The organism is Natronococcus sp. JC468, from assembly GCF_012163165.1.
GTDB lineage: Archaea > Halobacteriota > Halobacteria > Halobacteriales > Natrialbaceae > Natronococcus > Natronococcus jeotgali.
The window spans coordinates 33,260-50,186 of record NZ_JAAVUO010000015.1; the positions used below are offsets into that span (position 1 = coordinate 33,260).

Annotated in this window: 15 protein-coding genes; 6 read left to right on the forward strand and 9 right to left on the reverse strand. The window is 67.3% G+C overall.

Going from position 1 to position 16,927, the window contains the following annotated elements; genetic code table 11:
- Positions 1–72 precede the first annotated feature (72 nt).
- The 6 genes from GWG54_RS10720 to GWG54_RS10745 form a co-directional block, all read right to left on the reverse strand.
- Positions 73–879: an enoyl-CoA hydratase/isomerase family protein gene (locus GWG54_RS10720; protein WP_167937764.1), complete on the reverse strand. Its 807-nt coding sequence runs from the start codon at positions 877–879 to the stop codon at positions 73–75.
- Entirely contained in the window at positions 872–1,762 is an 891-nt protein-coding gene (locus GWG54_RS10725) for a 3-hydroxyacyl-CoA dehydrogenase family protein (protein WP_167937765.1), read from the reverse strand. The genes GWG54_RS10720 and GWG54_RS10725 overlap by 8 nt, the downstream gene beginning before the upstream one ends.
- A gap of 65 nt (positions 1,763–1,827) precedes the next feature.
- Complete coding sequence (locus GWG54_RS10730; protein ID WP_167937766.1) at positions 1,828–3,339, reverse strand: amidase; 1,512 nt, start codon at positions 3,337–3,339, stop codon at positions 1,828–1,830.
- Between the two features lie 108 nt (positions 3,340–3,447).
- Positions 3,448–3,825 (reverse strand): hypothetical protein, encoded by a 378-nt coding sequence (locus GWG54_RS10735; protein WP_167937767.1) that lies wholly within the window; start codon positions 3,823–3,825, stop codon positions 3,448–3,450.
- Between the two features lie 93 nt (positions 3,826–3,918).
- On the reverse strand, positions 3,919–5,325 hold the full coding sequence (locus GWG54_RS10740; RefSeq protein WP_167937768.1) for an OB-fold domain-containing protein: 1,407 nt from the start codon (positions 5,323–5,325) through the stop codon (positions 3,919–3,921).
- A complete protein-coding gene (locus GWG54_RS10745) occupies positions 5,322–6,494 on the reverse strand; it encodes a thiolase domain-containing protein (protein ID WP_167937769.1) in 1,173 nt (390 codons plus the stop codon). The genes GWG54_RS10740 and GWG54_RS10745 overlap by 4 nt, the downstream gene beginning before the upstream one ends.
- Positions 6,495–6,595: 101 nt before the next feature.
- Between GWG54_RS10745 and GWG54_RS10750 the strand changes: the two genes are divergently transcribed.
- Entirely contained in the window at positions 6,596–8,047 is a 1,452-nt protein-coding gene (locus GWG54_RS10750) for an aldehyde dehydrogenase (protein ID WP_167937770.1), read from the forward strand.
- Between the two features lie 71 nt (positions 8,048–8,118).
- Positions 8,119–9,276: an acyl-CoA dehydrogenase family protein gene (locus GWG54_RS10755; RefSeq protein ID WP_167937771.1), complete on the forward strand. Its 1,158-nt coding sequence runs from the start codon at positions 8,119–8,121 to the stop codon at positions 9,274–9,276.
- A gap of 140 nt (positions 9,277–9,416) precedes the next feature.
- On the opposite strand, the gene GWG54_RS10760 is transcribed toward GWG54_RS10755, so the two are convergent.
- From GWG54_RS10760 to GWG54_RS10770, 3 genes are all read right to left on the reverse strand, one after another.
- Complete coding sequence (locus tag GWG54_RS10760; protein WP_167937772.1) at positions 9,417–10,820, reverse strand: amidohydrolase; 1,404 nt, start codon at positions 10,818–10,820, stop codon at positions 9,417–9,419.
- A gap of 149 nt (positions 10,821–10,969) precedes the next feature.
- A complete protein-coding gene (locus GWG54_RS10765) occupies positions 10,970–11,686 on the reverse strand; it encodes a hypothetical protein (protein ID WP_312854278.1) in 717 nt (238 codons plus the stop codon).
- Between the two features lie 32 nt (positions 11,687–11,718).
- Positions 11,719–12,429: a DUF5058 family protein gene (locus GWG54_RS10770; protein WP_167937774.1), complete on the reverse strand. Its 711-nt coding sequence runs from the start codon at positions 12,427–12,429 to the stop codon at positions 11,719–11,721.
- Between the two features lie 359 nt (positions 12,430–12,788).
- On the opposite strand from GWG54_RS10770, the gene GWG54_RS10775 reads away from it, so the two are divergent.
- The 4 genes from GWG54_RS10775 to gcvH all read left to right on the forward strand — a co-directional run bounded on the left by GWG54_RS10775 (position 12,789) and on the right by gcvH (position 16,927).
- A complete protein-coding gene (locus tag GWG54_RS10775; protein ID WP_167937775.1) occupies positions 12,789–13,553 on the forward strand; it encodes an IclR family transcriptional regulator in 765 nt (254 codons plus the stop codon).
- 600 nt (positions 13,554–14,153) lie between these two features.
- Positions 14,154–15,389, forward strand: coding sequence for a threonine ammonia-lyase (gene ilvA / locus GWG54_RS10780; RefSeq protein ID WP_167937776.1), 1,236 nt, complete (start codon positions 14,154–14,156; stop codon positions 15,387–15,389).
- A 55-nt stretch (positions 15,390–15,444) separates the two neighbouring features.
- Complete coding sequence (gcvT, locus tag GWG54_RS10785; protein WP_167937777.1) at positions 15,445–16,548, forward strand: glycine cleavage system aminomethyltransferase GcvT; 1,104 nt, start codon at positions 15,445–15,447, stop codon at positions 16,546–16,548.
- 4 nt (positions 16,549–16,552) lie between these two features.
- The gene (gcvH, locus tag GWG54_RS10790; protein ID WP_167937778.1) at positions 16,553–16,927 is read left to right on the forward strand and encodes a glycine cleavage system protein GcvH; all 375 of its coding nucleotides are present in this window, start codon (positions 16,553–16,555) and stop codon (positions 16,925–16,927) included.

Sequence of the window (16,927 nt, forward strand, 5' to 3'; positions counted from 1 at the left end):
TCGCCGGGACGCGTGCCTCGTCCGCAGCTTCCGACGCAGAATCCGAAACGAGAGCCGCGGACGTCGACGCGGTTACTCGCCGGTGAACTCGGGATCGCGTCCCTCGAGGAACGCCTCGATCCCCTCGTCTTTGTCCTCGGTGGCAAACAACTGGACGAACAGCTCGGCCTCGTAGTCGAGCCCCTCCTCGAGGCCGGTCCGGGAGCTGGCCTTGATCGCCTTCTTGGCGAACTCCAGTGCGATCGGGCTCTTCGAAGCCATCTTTCCGGCGAGTTCGTAGACGCGGTCGTCGAGGGACTCGGCGTCGTGGACCTCGTCGATCAGGCCGATCTCCTTCGCTTCGGCGGCGTCGATCAGCTCGCCCGAGAGCACGAGCTTCATGGCCTGGCCCTCGCCCACCAGGCGGGTGAGTCGCTGGGTGCCGCCGCCGCCGGGCATGATCCCGAGGTTGATCTCGGGCTGGCCGAGCTTCGCACCCGCCTGCGCGATCCGGACGTCGCAGGCCTGTGCGAGCTCGCAGCCCCCGCCCAGCGCGTGACCGTTGACGCGGGCGATCACGGGGATCGAGGCGTCGTCGACGGTCTCGTAGACGCGGGGTCGCTCGCTGGCTTCGCGCTGCTCGACGACGCCCCGATCCGCGAATTCGGTGACGTCGGCGCCGGCGACGAACGCGCCCGACCCCTCGCCGCCGGTGAGCACGAGGACGCGAACCTCGTCGTCGGCGTCGGCCGCGGCGACGGCGTCCTTGAGCTCCGTGCGGACCTGGCCGTTGAGCGCGTTGCGCGCGTCGGGGCGCTCGATCGCGACCGTCGCGACCCGATCGGCGCGCTCGCCGACCTCGACCGACAGCAGCTCGTACTCGTCTTCGAGTTCAGTCATCGTCCTCACCCCAGTCGCCGCTCGTGCCGACGCGCTCGCCGTCCTCCCAGACGTAGAAGCCCTCGCCGGACTTCTTGCCGAGCTTGCCCGCCCGGACCTTCCGGCGCAGCGTCTGCGGGGGCTTGAACCGCTCGCCTAACTCCTCGCGGAGGTGTTCGGCGATGTGGAGGCGAACGTCGAGCCCGACGAGGTCGGTCAGCTCGAGGGGCCCCATCGGGTAGCCGTAGCCGATCTTCATCGCCTCGTCGATATCGGCCGGGCTGGCGACGCCTTCCTCGACCATCCGGATCGCCTCCAGCCCCGTCGCGACGCCGAGCCGCGAGCTGGCGAAACCGGCCGTGTCCCGGACGACGACGTCTTCCTTCTCGAGCCCGCGGACGTACTCGATTGCCGCGTCCTCGGTCCGGGCGTCGGTCTGCTCGGCGATCACGATCTCGACGAGATCCATGATGTGAGGCGGGTTGAAGAAGTGCAGTCCGACGGCGCGCTCGGGCCGCTCGAGCGCGCTGGCCATCTCGGTCACCGACAGCGAGGAGGTGTTCGAGGCGATGATCGTCTCCTCGTCCGCCGCCGCCTCGACGTCGGCGAAGACGTCCTGCTTCAGCTCCATATCCTCGGGAACCGCCTCGACCACCAGGTCGGCGTCGGCGACGGCGTCGGCGAGGTCGGTCATCCCCTCGATCCGCTCGAGGGTCTCCTCCATCTCCGCCTCGGTGACCTTGTCCCGGTCGACCCCGCCCTGGAGGTTCTCGCGGATCCCCTCGAGGCCGTCCTCGACGAGGTCCGCCTCGATGTCCCGCAGAACGACCTCGTGGCCCGCCATTGCGGACACCTGCGCGATTCCGTGTCCCATGCTCCCGGCTCCGAGTACCGTGACGTGCATACACGAATCCACTCGCGAGACGATGAAAAGTGTTCCCATCCCACCTCCCGTCCGTTCGAAACGGGTCAGGCGGTCCAGTCGACGCTTCGCTCGACGGCCCGACCCGCTCGCAGTACAGTCCTGTCGTCGAACGCCTCGCCGACGAGCATCAGGCCCACCGGGAGCCCGTCGCTCGAGCCCGCGGGAACCGAGAGCGCGGGGTGGCCGGTGGCGTCGAACGGCGCGGTGTTCTCGAGCATGTTCACCGCTCGCTCGAGGACCTGGAGCCGCGAGGGGTCCTCGAGGCGCTCGTGAGCCGTCTGGGGCGTCGTCGGCATCGCGAGGACGTCGACGTCGGCGAGGGCCTCGTCGTAGGCGGCCGCGAGGTCCAGCGCGAGGTTCCGAGCCCTGGCGTAGAAGCGACCGTGATACTCCTCGGCGAGGTACTCCCCGAGAGCGACCACGAGCTTGACAGTCGGCGGGAACTCGTCAGCCCGCTCCCGGCGCGCCCGGCCGAACGCCGCCATCAGCTCGGCGTCGTAGTAGCCGTTCCCGAAGGAGCCGATTCCCTCGCCGGCGATCGTCGCGGTCGTCTCCTCGATGGCGATCCCGTTCCAGATCGCGAGCCCGTCGCGGTGCATCGGCACCGACACCTCGCGTAGTTCGGCGCCCGCGTCGGCGAGATCCTCGAGCGCGTCGCTGACGGTCTCGTCGACGCCAGGCTCGCTCTCTTCGCGGTCGAACCCCTCCTCGAGGACGCCGATCGTGAGATCGGCGGGGTCGGTCTCGAGGTCCTCGGCGTAGGGCTCCGTCGGGATGGCACCCTGGCGCGGATCCAGCCCGTCCGGGCCGGCGATCGCCTCGAGTGTGCGGGCGCAGTCCTCGACCGAACGGGCGAGGGGGCCGACGTGGTCGAACGATCGACCGAGTCCGACGATCCCGGTGTAGGGGACGAGCCCGTAGGACGGCTTGTGTCCGACGCAGCCACACCACGCGGCCGGGATGCGGATCGATCCTGCCTGGTCGGTGCCGATCGCCATGTCGACGTCGCCGTTGGCGACCGCGGCGCCCGAACCGCTCGAGGAGCCGCCGGCGAGGTGGTCGGAATCGTGCGGGTTCGGGACGGGGCCGTGGGCCGAAAGCTCGCCGCTGCCCGAGAACGCCATGTCCTCCATGTTGAGCTTCCCGGTGATCGTCGCACCCGCCTCGAGCAGCCGCGTCGCGACCGTCGCGTCCGTCGAGGGGACGTACTCCGAGAGCACCGCGGAGCCGCAGGTCAGTTCGATCCCGGCCAGGGAGACGCTGTCCTTCAGTCCGACGTCGTACCCCTCGAGGGGGCCGCCGTCGCTGGAGACGGAACAACGCCTGATGAAGGCGTTGTACGGATTCTCGTCGTCGCTTGGGACGGTCCCGGATCGATCGGGGTCGGCAGGCGTCGTCGGCTCCGACGGCGGGAGCTCCGCGAGTCGCTCGTAGGCGTCCAAAAGTCCGGCGGCTGCAGCCGCGAGGTCATCGCGCTCGGCCTCGGAGAGGTCGACGTGATGAACCGCGGCGGACTGTTCGAGATCGTCCGGAGTCGGAGGTTGGAGGTCTCGCATACGATATCATCTCACATGGTACGGATAAGCATATCGGTGGGTCGCGGCCGTCAGCGAAGTCGACGGAACGCGTACCGTCCCCCTGCGCTCGGGCAGTCCCGTCCTCGGTTACTCCGCCTCGAGCGGTCTGATTTGCTCGTACAGTCGCTCCAGACGCTCGTGGCCGTGGACCCGAATCGTTCGGCTCCGCGAGTCGTACTCGAGGACGCCGACGTCGGCCAGTCGCGGCAGGTGGCGATGCCGGAGGTCCGCGGCGATCACCTCCCGCTTCGGTCGCCCGTCTCCCCGTCGTTCCAGCTCCGCGAGGACGCCGTCGGTGACGTCCTCGAACGACGCGGCAGCCGCGTCCCGATCCAGCAGGTACGCCAGCAGGCACCGTCGGCGTTGGTCGGCCAGCACCTCGAGGAGGTCGTCGAGCGACCGCGTCTCCGCCCCGTACGGGCTCCCCGGACGCGCGCCCCGGCACTCGTCGCAGTCGTCTGTCATGTGTCTACACGTACCTTGTACACCGTTACCGCGGTAAAGGCAGCGGTTCCGTCGGTTCTTGCAGTCGGTAGGGGGACCGAGCGCGTCGGGACGCTACTCGACCGGTTCGAACTTCACGCCGTAGCGGGGCACGCCCTCCTGCGCGTAGATCTTCCGGATCGTCGCCCGGACCTCGTCGCCCACGGCCACGGACTCCGGATCGACGTCGGTGAGCTGGGCCGGCAGCGTCACCGTTCCATCGCCGGCCTCGAGTTCGACGATCGCGACGGCGTAGGCGCCGTCGCGCTGTTGCAGTTCGGCGAACTCGGGCGGCGCGCCGCCCTGGCCGATAACCGTCACCGCGCGGGTCGTTCCGGTCCGGGAGGCCTCGAGGGGTTCGAACTCGACGCGGCTGTGACACTCCTGGCAGGCGCCCTCGGGCGGGAAGCTGATCCCCCCGCAGTCGGGGCACTCGCCGGCAACGAGCCGGTAGCGCTGCTCGAGCGAGCGCCGCCAGTTCGGCAGGCTCACGTTCGCGCCCCCGCCGGCGACCTCGCCGTCGACGACGTAGCCCCGCTCGCGGAGGTAGGTCGCGTACTCGACGGACTCGCCGCCCTCGAGGTCCTCGAGGCCCGAGACGGGGAGACTTCCCTCGCAGGCGAGCGCGGCCGCGGTACCGCCGCCGACGAAGACGCCGAGCGTCGCGTCGTCCTCGGCCTCGGCGAGGGCCGCGAGCAGCCCGATCGGCACCGTCGCCGCGCCGGCGTCGCCGATGCGGTCGGCGACGGTGCCGGCCGCCACCGCCTCGCCGGAGACGGGGATATCGCCCGTGATGCGGTAGGGAAGCCCGCCGTCGGGCTGGTGGACGGCCGCGGCGCCGACGTCCTCGAGGTCGACCGCGAGCGCCGACGCGGTCTCGGTGACGGCCTCGCGGAGCGCCGTCCGCTCGTAGGTCGTGATGTCGAGGGACTCGACGCCACGGTCGCCGCGCTCGCGGAAGCGGACGCCGGGCGCGTGGTCGCTGTGCCAGGCGACGTCGCGGATCGGGACCGCGGGATCGTCGTCGATCACGAACGCCGCCGCGCCCGCGCCCAGCGCGTGGTCGGCGTCGGCGGGCTCGCCCTCGGGGCAGTCCGAGGCGACGACCAGCGCGGGACCGTCCGCGTCGAGCGCCCGCGAGAGCGCCTCCGCGCCGCCCGCGGCGTGCTGGGTGAGGGTCGCGCTCGCGACGTCCGAGGGAAGCTCCAGCGCCCGCACCAGCTGCGGGACGAGGTCGCCCTCCTCGAGTGGCGGGTTCGTCGTCGCGACCGCGACGGTCTCCAGCGCCGCGCGCTCGAGCGCGGCGTCGTCGAGGACCCGCCGGGCCGCCGCGATCGCCATCGTCAGCGCGTCCTCGTCGGCCGCGGGGACGGCCTTCTCCCCGACGCCCGAGGCGTGGTTCGTTCCCCACGCGGCCTCGAGTTCCTCGCTCTCGAGTCTGAACCGGGGGACGTAGACGCTGCCCGCGACGATCCCCCTCATGCGTCCACCTCCTCGCGCTCGAAGACGTGAACGGTGACCCCGCCCCCGCTGCCGCCGACGTTGTGGGTGAGTCCGTACCGCGGGTCCTCGACCTGAACGTAGGCGTCGCCGCGGAGCTGCTTGAACGCCTCGACGACCTGGCCGGTTCCGGTCGCACCGATGGGGTGGCCCTTCGATTTGAGCCCGCCACTGGTGTTGGTCGGCAACTCGCCGTCGGGGTCGGTGACCCCCTCCCGCAGGAGTCGGCCCGCCTCGCCGCGCTCGCAAAAGCCCAGGTCCTCGTAGGCCAGCAACTCGGCGATGGCGAAACAGTCGTGGACCTCGGCGAAGTCGAGGTCGTCGGGACCGATCCCGGCCTCCTCGTAGGCGTCCTCGCCAGCGCGGACGCTCGCGGGGATCGAGGTCAGCGACTCGCGCTGGAAGAGCCCGACCCGCCCGCTCGAGGCCCCGGCGCCGGCGACCCGGACGAGCGCGTCGCCGTACTCGCGGGCGACGTCCTCGCTGACCACGAGGACGGCGCTTGCGCCGTCGGTCGTCGGACAGCAGTGATAGAGGTTCAGCGGGTCCGCGACCGCCGGGGCGGAGACGGCGTCCTCGAGCGAGCACTCGAAGCCGAGGTGGGCCTTCGGGTTCTGTGCGCCGTTGCCGTGGTTCTTGACCGCGACGCGGCTCAAGTCCTCGGTGGTCGTCTCGTACGCCTCCATGTGGGCGCTTGCCATCTGGGCGTAGACGCCCGCGAAGGTCGTTCCGCTCATCCGTTCCCACTCGGTCTCGCCGCTGACGCCGAGCCACCAGCGCGTGTGGTCGGAGCTGGCGTCGGTCATCACCTCGTAGCCGCCCGCCAGCGCGACGTCGGCCATTCCCGATCGCACGGCGGTCACCGCCTGGCGAAAGGCGTAGCCGCTGGCCGCGCAGGCGTTCTCGACCCGCGTGGTCGGGACGCCGTGGAGGCCGAGGTGTTCGGTCACCGCCGGCCCCGAGAGGCCGATCTGGCGCCCGCCGACGCCGAGCGTGCCGAGAAACGCCTCGTCGATCTCGTCGGGTGAGAGCTCGCCGTCGACGCTGTCCACCGCCGCGTCGAACGCGTCGTCGAACAGCGAGAGGTACGATCGTTCGGGGAAGGAGCCGAACGACGACTGTCCGGCCCCCAGTACGTATGCGTCTCGCATGGACCGAACTATCTGCCGGGGTAACTTATAACTACCCACCGCCGCTCGAGGGGTAACGGTTCCGGACGTTTTTTATCGGGGTGTCCACAACCCACACTCGCATGAGCTACGACGGTCCGACAGACCTGTTTATCGACGGCGAGTGGACCCCCGCCGAGGCGGGCGAGACGTTCGAGACCGAGGACCCGGCGACCGAGGAGCGCTACGCGACCGTCGCCGAGGGAGCCGAGGAGGACGTCGACCGCGCCGTCGACGCCGCGGCCGAAGCCGTCGAGCGCGACGCCGAGTGGCGCTCGCTGGCGCCCAAGGAACGAGCCGCGCACCTCCGCGCGATGGCCGACGCGATCGAGGACCGCAAGGACGAGATCGTTCTGGTCGAATCTCACGACAACGGGAAGACCCCCTTCGAGGCGACGCTGGACGTCGACATGGTGATCGACACGTTCCGGTACTACGCGGGCTGGGCCGACAAGGTCGAAGGCGACGAGGTCCCCGTCCCCGGCGATCGACTGAACTACACCGTCCGCGAACCCGTCGGCGTCACCGGTCACGTGATCCCGTGGAACTACCCGTTCCAGCTCGCGGGTCGCAGCCTCGCACCCGCGCTGGCCTGCGGGAACACGGCGGTGCTCAAACCCTCGAGCACGACGCCGCTGTCGGCGCTGTACTACGCTGTCGCCGCCGAGGAGGCGGGGCTTCCTGACGGCGTCGTCAACGTCGTCCCGGGTCGGGGAAGCACCGCCGGCAACCGGCTGGCCGAACACCCCGACGTCGACCACGTCGCCTTCACCGGCAGCACCGGGGTCGGCAAGGGCGTTATGGAGCGGGCCGCACAGAACGTCACCGGCGTCACCCTCGAACTCGGCGGGAAGGGACCGAACGTCATCTTCCCCGACGCCGACCTCGAGGACGCCGCGGCGGGCTGTCACTACGGGATCTTCATGAACGCGGGTCAGATGTGCTGGGCGGGGTCGCGCTTGCTCGTCCACGAGTCGGTCCACGACGAGGTCGTCGAGAAGGTCGTCGAGCGCGCCGAGGGGACGCCGCTCGGCAGCGGGATCGACGACGACGGTCGGATGGGGCCGACGGTTAGCGCGGACCAGCAACAGGAAGTGCTCGACTACATCGAGACCGGGAAATCCGAGGGCGCCACCGTCGCCACCGGCGGGGGCGTTCCCGCGGACAGGGACGTCGGCCACTTCGTCGAGCCGACGGTCTTCACCGACGTCACCAACGACATGACGATCGCCCGAGAGGAGATCTTCGGACCCGTCCTCTCGGTCATCGAGTTCTCCGACCGCGAGGAGGCGATCGAGATCGCCAACGACTCGCCGTACGGGCTGATGGCGGGAATCTGGACCTCCGACCTCGAGACCGCACACGGGGTCGCCGACCGCCTCGACTACGGGATGGTGAGCATCAACGAGTTCCCGGTCACTCAGCCCCAGACGCCCTTCGGCGGCTTCAAGGAGAGCGGCTACGGCCGCGAGCAGGGCACCGAGGCGATCCACGAGTACACCCAGACGAAAAACGTCAACGTCAACCTCGAGTGAGCCGCCCCGCGCGATCGCGGTAGCGAGCGCTCGAGAACTTTTATAGTGGTGTGTGCCCCGTGTAGGGGTGTATGACGCTCATCGAGAACGCCCTCTCCGAGGAACACCGGGAGTTCCGCGACCGCGCAGCGACCTTCGCCGAGGAGGTCGTCGAACCCGAGGCCGAACGGATCGAGAACGAGGACGAGTTCCCCCGCGAGGTGATCGAGGCCGCGGGCGAGCGCGGGCTGCTCGGCATCCTGCTGCCCGAGGAGTACGGCGGCGAGGGGTCCGATTTCCTCTCGTACTGTCTCGCGGTCGAGGAAGTCGCGAAAGCCAGCGGCGCCGTCGCCGAGACGATCCAGGGCCACACGTTCGCGGCGCTGCCGATCGCGAACTTCGGCAGCGAGGCCCAGAAGGAGGAGTGGCTCGAGCCGATGGCCCGAGGCGAGTCCGTCGGCGCGATGTTGCTGACCGAACCCGACGCGGGAAGCTCGCCGACCGAGCTGTCGACGGTCGCGCAGGCCGACGACGACGGCGGTTACCTCGTCAGCGGCGAGAAGTCCTTCGGCACGAACGCGGGCATCGCTGACGTCCACCTCGTCGTCGCGCGCAAGCGGCCCGCGCCCGAGGAGGGCCACGGCGTGAGCGTGTTCCTGGTGCCCGGCGCCGACGCGGCCGACGGGTTCGAGTTCGACCGAACGGAGTTCATGGGGATGCGCGGCCACGTCACCGGCGACTCGACGCTTGAGGACGTCCGCGTCGGCGAGGGCGCGTTGCTGGGCGAGGTCGGCCACGGCTTCCGCATCGCCATGGGGACGATCGACATGGCCAGGACCGGGCTAGGCGCCATCGGGACGGGGATCGCCCGGGCGGCCTTCGAGGAGGCCGTCGACTACGCCGGCGACCGCGAGCAGGGCGGGCAGGCGGTCGGCGAGTACCAGGCGGTGCAGGTGCTGGTCGCCGACATGGACGCCCAGCTCGACTCGGCCCGCCACCTCGTCTACGACTCCGCGACGGCGATCGCCGAGGGCGAGGGCGACACGCGCAAGTCGAGCAAGGCGAAGTACGTCGCCAGCGAGGCCGCGGAGTTCGTCACGCGGAACGCGATCCAGATTCACGGCGGGAAGGGGTACCGGACCGACCTCCCCCTCGAGCGCTACTATCGGGACGCGAAGATCCTGAGCATCATCGGCGGGACGACCGAGATCCAGAAAACGACGGTCGCGGGCGAGGCGCTGGGGCTGTAGTCGTCCGGCGGTCGCGACTCGCCGCCGCGAGGCCGTTATCACGGAACTTCGACGGCCGGAGCGCGAGCGAGACGCCAGCGTCGTCCGGTTCCGGCCGTATACGATCGCTGCATACGCTGTCTGCTCCCGACGGGACGATCCTACGTGGGCGACACGAAGTCCTCCGGCAGCGGAGCGGTATAGTCGGATCCCTCCGATGCGGCCTCGAACTCCCGGGTAGCGTTTTCGAGGATCGCTTCGTCCCGAAAGAGATCGATCGCGGTGCTCGCCAACACTTTCGACGCGAAGCGCATCGCCTTGTATCCGATCTCGGAGCCGCTCGCCGCCGTCGATTGCCAGGAGTGAGCGGAGACCCCGATCGGCCACGCCGCCGCGGTGAACTGCCCCAGCGGGACGTTCCAGCTCACGTCTCCGACGTCGGTCGAGGCGGTAAACTGCTCCCCCTCGTCGTAGATCTCGTCGACTGGCGCCCCGTGAAGCTCCGTCTCGATGATGTCGTCGGGGACTCCCTGTCGGCTCATCGTCTCCTCGACGTCGTCGACCGTTCGTCTGAGATCCCGGGCTAACTCGTACTCTTCCTCCGAGAATCCGACTTCACCGATCTCCGCCATGTTCTCGAGGATCGTCGACCCGAGAACCCCGTTCGGAAGCGTGTCGTAACAGCCGGCGCGGTACTCGGTCTCGACGGTCGTCTCGGTCATCGTCGCCGCCCCCTCCGCGACCTTCTCGAGACGCTCCGTAACGGACTCGACTCGCTGCCGGCTCGGAGCTCTGACGTAGTACCAGACCGCCGCCTCCTTCGGGACGATGTTCGGCTTTCCGCCCCCCTCGACGATCGAATAGTGGAGTCGCACGGGATCAGGAACGTGCTCCCGGAGGTAGTTCGCGCCGGTGTTCATCAGTTCGACTGCGTCGAGCGCGCTCCGTCCTCGCTCCGGTGCGGCGGAGGCGTGGGCCGAGGTGCCCTCGAAGTTGAACTGCACGGAATTCATGGCCAGGCTCTCGGCCATCCACGGCGCGTTCGTGTTCATCGGGTGCCACGTTAGCGCGGCGTCCAGATCGTCGAACGCGCCGTCTCTCGCGAGGAGCACCTTGCCGAGCAGCGTTTCCTCCGCGGGACACCCGTAGTAGCGAACCGTTCCGGAACCGGTTCCGGCGTCGAGCACACGCTTGACGGCTATCGCGGCCCCGACGCCGGCGGTTCCGAGGAGGTTGTGTCCGCAGCCGTGTCCGGCGCCGCCTTCCTCGAGCGGTTCCTCCTCGGCCTGCACCTTCTGTGACAGCCCCGGCAGCGCGTCGTATTCGCCCAAGATCCCGATAGTCGGCTCGCCGGATCCCGCCTCCGCGACGAACGCCGTCGGGAGACCCGCAAGCCCTCTCGTCACGTCGAATCCCGCCCGTTCGAGGACGTTCGCCTGTAGCCCGGACGCGAACTCTTCCTCCAGTTCCACCTCCGGCCGCTCCCAGATCACCCGGGCGACGTTTCGCAGGTCCTCGTAGTTCTCGTCGATCCACGCTCGAACCTCGGTCTTACCCTTCGCCATGTGTTCGGTATTGTCATACGCTGGTTAGTTAAAGCTACTGGGGCGCCGCTGAGGCTCGGATTCGATGCCGCTCGCCGTCCGGACGTTCCGGGAGGAACGCGCTCCGATCGCGCCGTGAAAGACGGCTTCGCCGAGAGGCGGATGACGCGTCACGAGTCGGGTTCGATCATATCGTTCTCCCACATGAGCTTTGCAGCGTATATCGTCCCGAACACCGAGACGAAGATCACTGCATAGAGCGGGACGCCGGGGAGGAAGGCGAGGAGTCCGAACTCCATCAACAGCGTCATCGCCAGCGCGATACAGAGTCCAACGGCGGCTACCTTGGGGTAGTCCCTGCCGAACTGGGCGAAGATGGCGCCGAAGATCGCCGGAACGAGGTAGGACTCGAGGGCGTTCCGACCGAACTCGGGAATCGCCTCGAAGACGGGGACGAGCGCGAAAACGCCGACGGTCAGGACCGTGATGTTGACGAAGATCGATCCGGCGATCGCGATCGTGGAGATGATGCTTCCCCGCGGCGATCCCGCGTCGACGTCGGCGCTTTCCTGTGCCGCCGCGGCACAGGGCAAGCGAAGGTTCGAGATGTTCCCCGAGAGAAACGCCATGTACGTTCCAGGAATGCCGAGCACGGGGTAGTACGAGATCGGCTCGATGAACCAGATGAGACCGAACGTGACCGCGACGGACAGGAACCCGCCGACGATCGCCCCGGACGGGGGAACGATCTCGAAGATAGCGAGCAACGTCAGGGCCGGCCCGAACGAAAACGCCACGGCGAGCAGACTCGTTATCCTGCCCCACCTGTTGATGTACGGGATGAAGTTGGACTCGTACACGCTTTCGCTCGAGTCGGACGGGGACACGGTCTCCCCCGAACTGGACGGCGACGACACCGTTACCACCCCCCTCCAGCTGCCGCGTGAATCGCCGTCCCGACGACGAGACCGACGGCCATCGCGCTACCCAGCGCCCACTCGCGTATCCACTGAACGTCCTTCTCGTCGGCTATCTTCAGCAGCGCGAGCATAACGAGTCCGCCGACCGCGGCGGATCCCGTTTCGGGCGCCCCGGACGTGATCTCTCCGGACACGAAGTACGCGAACGCTCCGAGCATCGCACCCGAGGTGACGATCGGAAGGAGCGTATCTCTCCCCCCGACGATTCTCTCTCTCGCCTTCTCCATGTGCGGCGTCCCGACGGCCACGACGAGCAGCCAACCGATGCCGCCGAGCGTCATCGTCCACACCGAGGTTGCGAACGCCGTTTCGGTGATGCCGTCGTCGCCGAAGCCGTACCCCAGCTGGGAGATACCGATCTCCGCGGCCGGCAGTTCGAAGGCGACCGATCCGATCACCGAGAGGCGCATCCACGCGACCGGTCCGCCGATGGTCGCGATCAGCGCCAACATCGCCGCGAGTACCGCTATCGCAGGCCCGATAGCCGAAATGATCCCCGTCTTCAGGCCGCTTCTGAGCTGGTCGTCCGACAGTCCCATCTCCTGTCCGTTCTTCCACGCTCGTCGAAGGAACAACCCCGCTTGAAGGAGGACCATCAGGACCACCGGCGTCGCGGAGATCCACAGCCAGTTGCTGTTTGCCACGTCCATATAGGCCGGTGCAATAGCTGTATTAGAGTACCATTCCATGGTAACTGTTATCCTATAATGCACCATTATAAATTTACGGGTAAAGTGAACGGCCGACGGCGAGATGTCCGTCTTCGCGCCGATCGCTCGGTTAACGTCCGAACGCGCGGGTATGCGTCACGCACCGCTTCAGTGGATCCTTTCAGGATCACCTGCGATCGCGTCCGCCGACCGAACGCGACCCGGCAGTCAGTCGCGCGGAGCGAGCCCCGCCTTCGGAGACTGCGAGGAGGCTCGGAGACGGAGAACCGGGGTATACAGCAAACGTGTACGCGTAGCCGGAGAACCGGCTTTAAGTAGAGTATGGGACAACACGGAGTATGGAACCGAACGGAGGCGGCGATCGGAGGAAAACGACGGCGACGTCGCTCCGAGTGGTCGATGCCGTGGACGAGCTGGGCGGCGCTCGACTGACGGAGATCGCCGAGGAACTCGATCTGTCGACGAGTACGGTGTACACGCACCTCAACACGCTAACCGACCACGGGTACGTCACCAAGATCGGCGATCGGTACGAGCTCGGATTGAAGCTTTTCCACCTTGGGGAAGAGGCGCGACGGCGGGACGATCGGTACGATCTCGCGAGGGAGAGCGCGCGGGAGTTGGCGAATACGACGGGCGAGGAGGTGAACTTTGCCGTAGAAGAGAACGGGAGAAGCATCATCCTCTTCGACGAGGTTAGCAACCCTTCGGTAGAGGGATTTCAGGTCGGTCACCAGTTCTACATGCACAACTCCGCCAGCGGGAAGGCGATGCTCGCCGAACTCCCCGACGAGTACATCGACGACGTGATCGACAGGTGGGGGTTGCCGAGGGAAACGACGAACACGATTACCGATCGGGATCGACTGTTCGATGAGATCGAGGAGATTCGATCGCAAGGATACGCAGTGAACGACCAGGAAGCCTTCGAGGGTCTGCATTCCGTCGCAATCGCCGTAGAGAACCCCGACGGGACCGTTTTTGGCTCGCTAGACGTTTCGGGGCCTCCCTATCGCCTTCCCGCCGATACCGAGCTGGTCGAACTCCTCCGACCGGTCGTCTCCGAGTTAGAGCGCGAGTTAGCGTCCTCCGAATCGAACTGAGAGGGCGGCTACGGATCGCTCCCTCGAGAACGATCTTCTTTACACCTGTACTACTGTAACCGGAAGGGACTGCTCCAGAAAACGCAGCACGGCTCGTGGTCTCTTTCGACTCCTTTCCTGACAGGAAAACGTCGTGTCATCCCACAATTACGATACCGGTCGCGTCGATATCGATCGCGAGACAGCGAGCACCGCCTGGACGGAGTCAGTACTTTCGGATCGGTCCCATCGAAATTTTCCCCACAATGGAAACAACAGATCGTCGGCGACCGTCATTCCGGATTCGGGACACGTTCGGTCGGGCCACGGTCGTCGAGTCGGAGATCCGCCCGCAACGTACGAGTCACCGGAGTATCCCGATCCCGAAGCCGGGCGGTACGACCTCGCCTATCGGCGTACAGCTGTTCGGGACTCTTCCGACTGCACAGCCCTCCAGGTACGCATTCGTACGAGTGGATACTGCACTGAATATAGGGCTGGTCCGCCACTTCCTCGTTCCCCAGGACACGAATTCTCCGACGGCGCGTTCTCTCGGGCGATTCCCGGTTCGGCGCTAACGTTATTACGCGCCGGTGACGGGTAGTGCACGAAGACACCGCAATGACCCGTGACAACCGAGCGACGACCGTATCAGTTTCCGATATCGAGCGTGCGCGCGAGCGACTGGACGAATCGGTCGTTCAGCAAACGCCGATCGAAACGAGCAGATCACTCGAGGAAGAAACCGGCGCGGAGGTGCTGCTCAAGATGGAGCATCTCCAGCGAACCGGCTCGTTCAAAACGCGCGGCGCGTACAACAAGCTCGTCCAGGTCGTAGAGTCCGATCCCGAGGTCTCGCGCGCGGTCGCGGCGAGCGCCGGCAATCACGCCCAGGGAGTCGCGCTCGCCGCGACGAAGACGGGGCTGGATTCGACCATCGTCATGCCCCGGAACGCCCCGCAGGCGAAGATCGACGCGACGGCGGGGTACGGTGCCGACGTCGAACTACACGGACGCGATTTTCAGGCGGCGATGGAACACGCACAGTCGCTCCTCGAGGAGGGGTCGGTCTTCGTCCACGCGTACGACGACCCGGACATCGTCGCCGGACAGGGGACGCTCGGCTTCGAGATTCTCGAGCAGGTCCCCGACGTCGATACCGTGATCGTTCCGGTCGGCGGTGGCGGGCTGATGAGCGGAATCGCCACCGTCGTCGGCGAACGGGCGCCCGAAACGCGAATCGTCGGCGTCCAGGCGACCGGGGCGGCGACGCTTCCGCGAAGCCTCGAGAAGGGCGAACCGCAGGGGACGGAGTCCGTCCAGACTATCGCGGACGGAATCGCGACCGGGGGGATCTCACAGCTCACGTACGACTGCATCGAAACCTACGTCGACGAGGTCGTCACCGTCTCGGATACGGAGATCGCCGAGAGCCTGCTGTTTACCCTCGAGCGGACGAAGCAGATGGTCGAGGGTGCGGGTGCGACGACGATCGCGGCACTCCGCAGCGATCGGGTAGACGTCGACGGCGAGACCGTCGTTCCGGTACTGTCCGGCGGGAACCTCAGCATGACCGATCTGCAGACGATTCTCACCCACGGGCTGACGACCCGGGGTCAGCTCGTTCGGTTTCGAGTTCACATCGTCGACGAGCCGGGACGGCTCGAGCGGATCTCGGAGATCGTCGCGGACCATGGCGCAAACGTCCGCAACGTGCGACACGAGCGATCCGTCGAAAACCTGGACGTCGGCGAGGCGTACCTCTACTTCCGAGTCGAGACGAGCGGGACGGAGCAGACCGACCGTATCATGAACGCGATTCGCGACGCGGAGTTCTCGGTTACGCGCATCAACTGACCGCGGCCGTCTCAAACAGTGGACTTTATGTGATTCGTCCCGGATCGTACCAGACGTGACGTCGCACAAGCCACCTCTGTACCGGACTCATCGGAGCGCCGGGGCGGACTTCACCGACTTCGGCGGGTGGGAGATGCCCGCCTCGTTCGATTCGATACGCACCGAACACGGCGCAGTGAGGGACGCGGTCGGACGCTTCGATATCAGCCACATGAGCGAAGTGGTCGTGCGCGGCCCCGACGCGGCCGCGCTGACGAATCGCCTGACCACGAACGACGTACGCGAACTGGAACCCGGCGACGCGCAGTACTCGTGCGTGCTGAACGACGAGGGCGTGATACTGGACGATATCGTCGTCTATCGCTACCCGGATCGGGACGGGTACCTCTTCGTCCCGAACGCGGGTCACGGGGAGCAGATGTCGACCCGGTGGGAGGAGCGGGCGTCGGCGCTCGAGTTCGATGCGACCGTCGAAGATCGGACCGAAGAGACGGGGATGCTCGCGGTTCAAGGGCCCGACGCCGTCGAGGCGGTCGAGTCCGTTACGGCCGACTCCGTGGCTGAGCTCTCCCAGTTTACGGCGCGACGAACGGAGATCGACGGCGTGAGCTGTCTGGTCGCCAGAACTGGGTACACCGGCGAGGACGGGTACGAGGTCGTCTTTCCGGCGGCCGACTCCGAGACCGTCTGGGCCGCGTTCGACGGGATCCAGCCGTGCGGGCTCGGCGCTCGAGACACGCTCCGGTTGGAGGCGGGACTGCTCCTCTCGGGGCAGGACTTCGATCCCGATAGCGAGCCTCGCACGCCGCTCGAGGCCGGACTGGGGTTCGTCGTCGACGTCGAGAAACCCTCGTTCGTCGGACGGGACGCGCTCCGCGAACTCGAGGAGACGGGCGTCGACGAACGGATCGTCGGGCTCCGAATCGAGGACAGGGCGATCGCGCGACACGGGTACGCGATAACGGACGGCGACGACGAGGTCGGGCACGTGACCAGCGGGACGATGAGCCCGACGTTCGACGTGCCCCTGGCGCTCGGATACGTCGACGCGGAGTACGCCGCGGACGGAACGGAACTCGGCGTCGACGTTCGCAACCGAACCGTGGATGCAACGGTCGTCGACCAGCGCTTCCTGAACACACTCGAAGCCGATACCTGAGACGATGGAATTCGAAATACCGACCGAACTACGATACGCGGAATCACACGAATGGGCGGACGAGCGAACGGACGCGGTGCGAGTCGGCGTCAGCGACTTCGCACAGGACGAACTGGGCGACATCGTCTTCGTCGAGCTTCCCGCCGAAGGGGCGGAGCTCGAAGCGGGCGAGGAGTTCGGCGTCCTCGAGAGCATCAAGGCGGTTTCGGATCTCTACGCCCCCGTCGCCGGAACGGTCGTCGCCGCCAACGAGGCGGTCGTGGACAGTCCCGAACTCGTCAACGAGGATCCGTACGGCGACGGGTGGCTGATCGAGCTGGAACCGGCGGGGGATCTCGAGCACCTACTCGACGCCTCGGAGTACGAGGAGACGATCTGA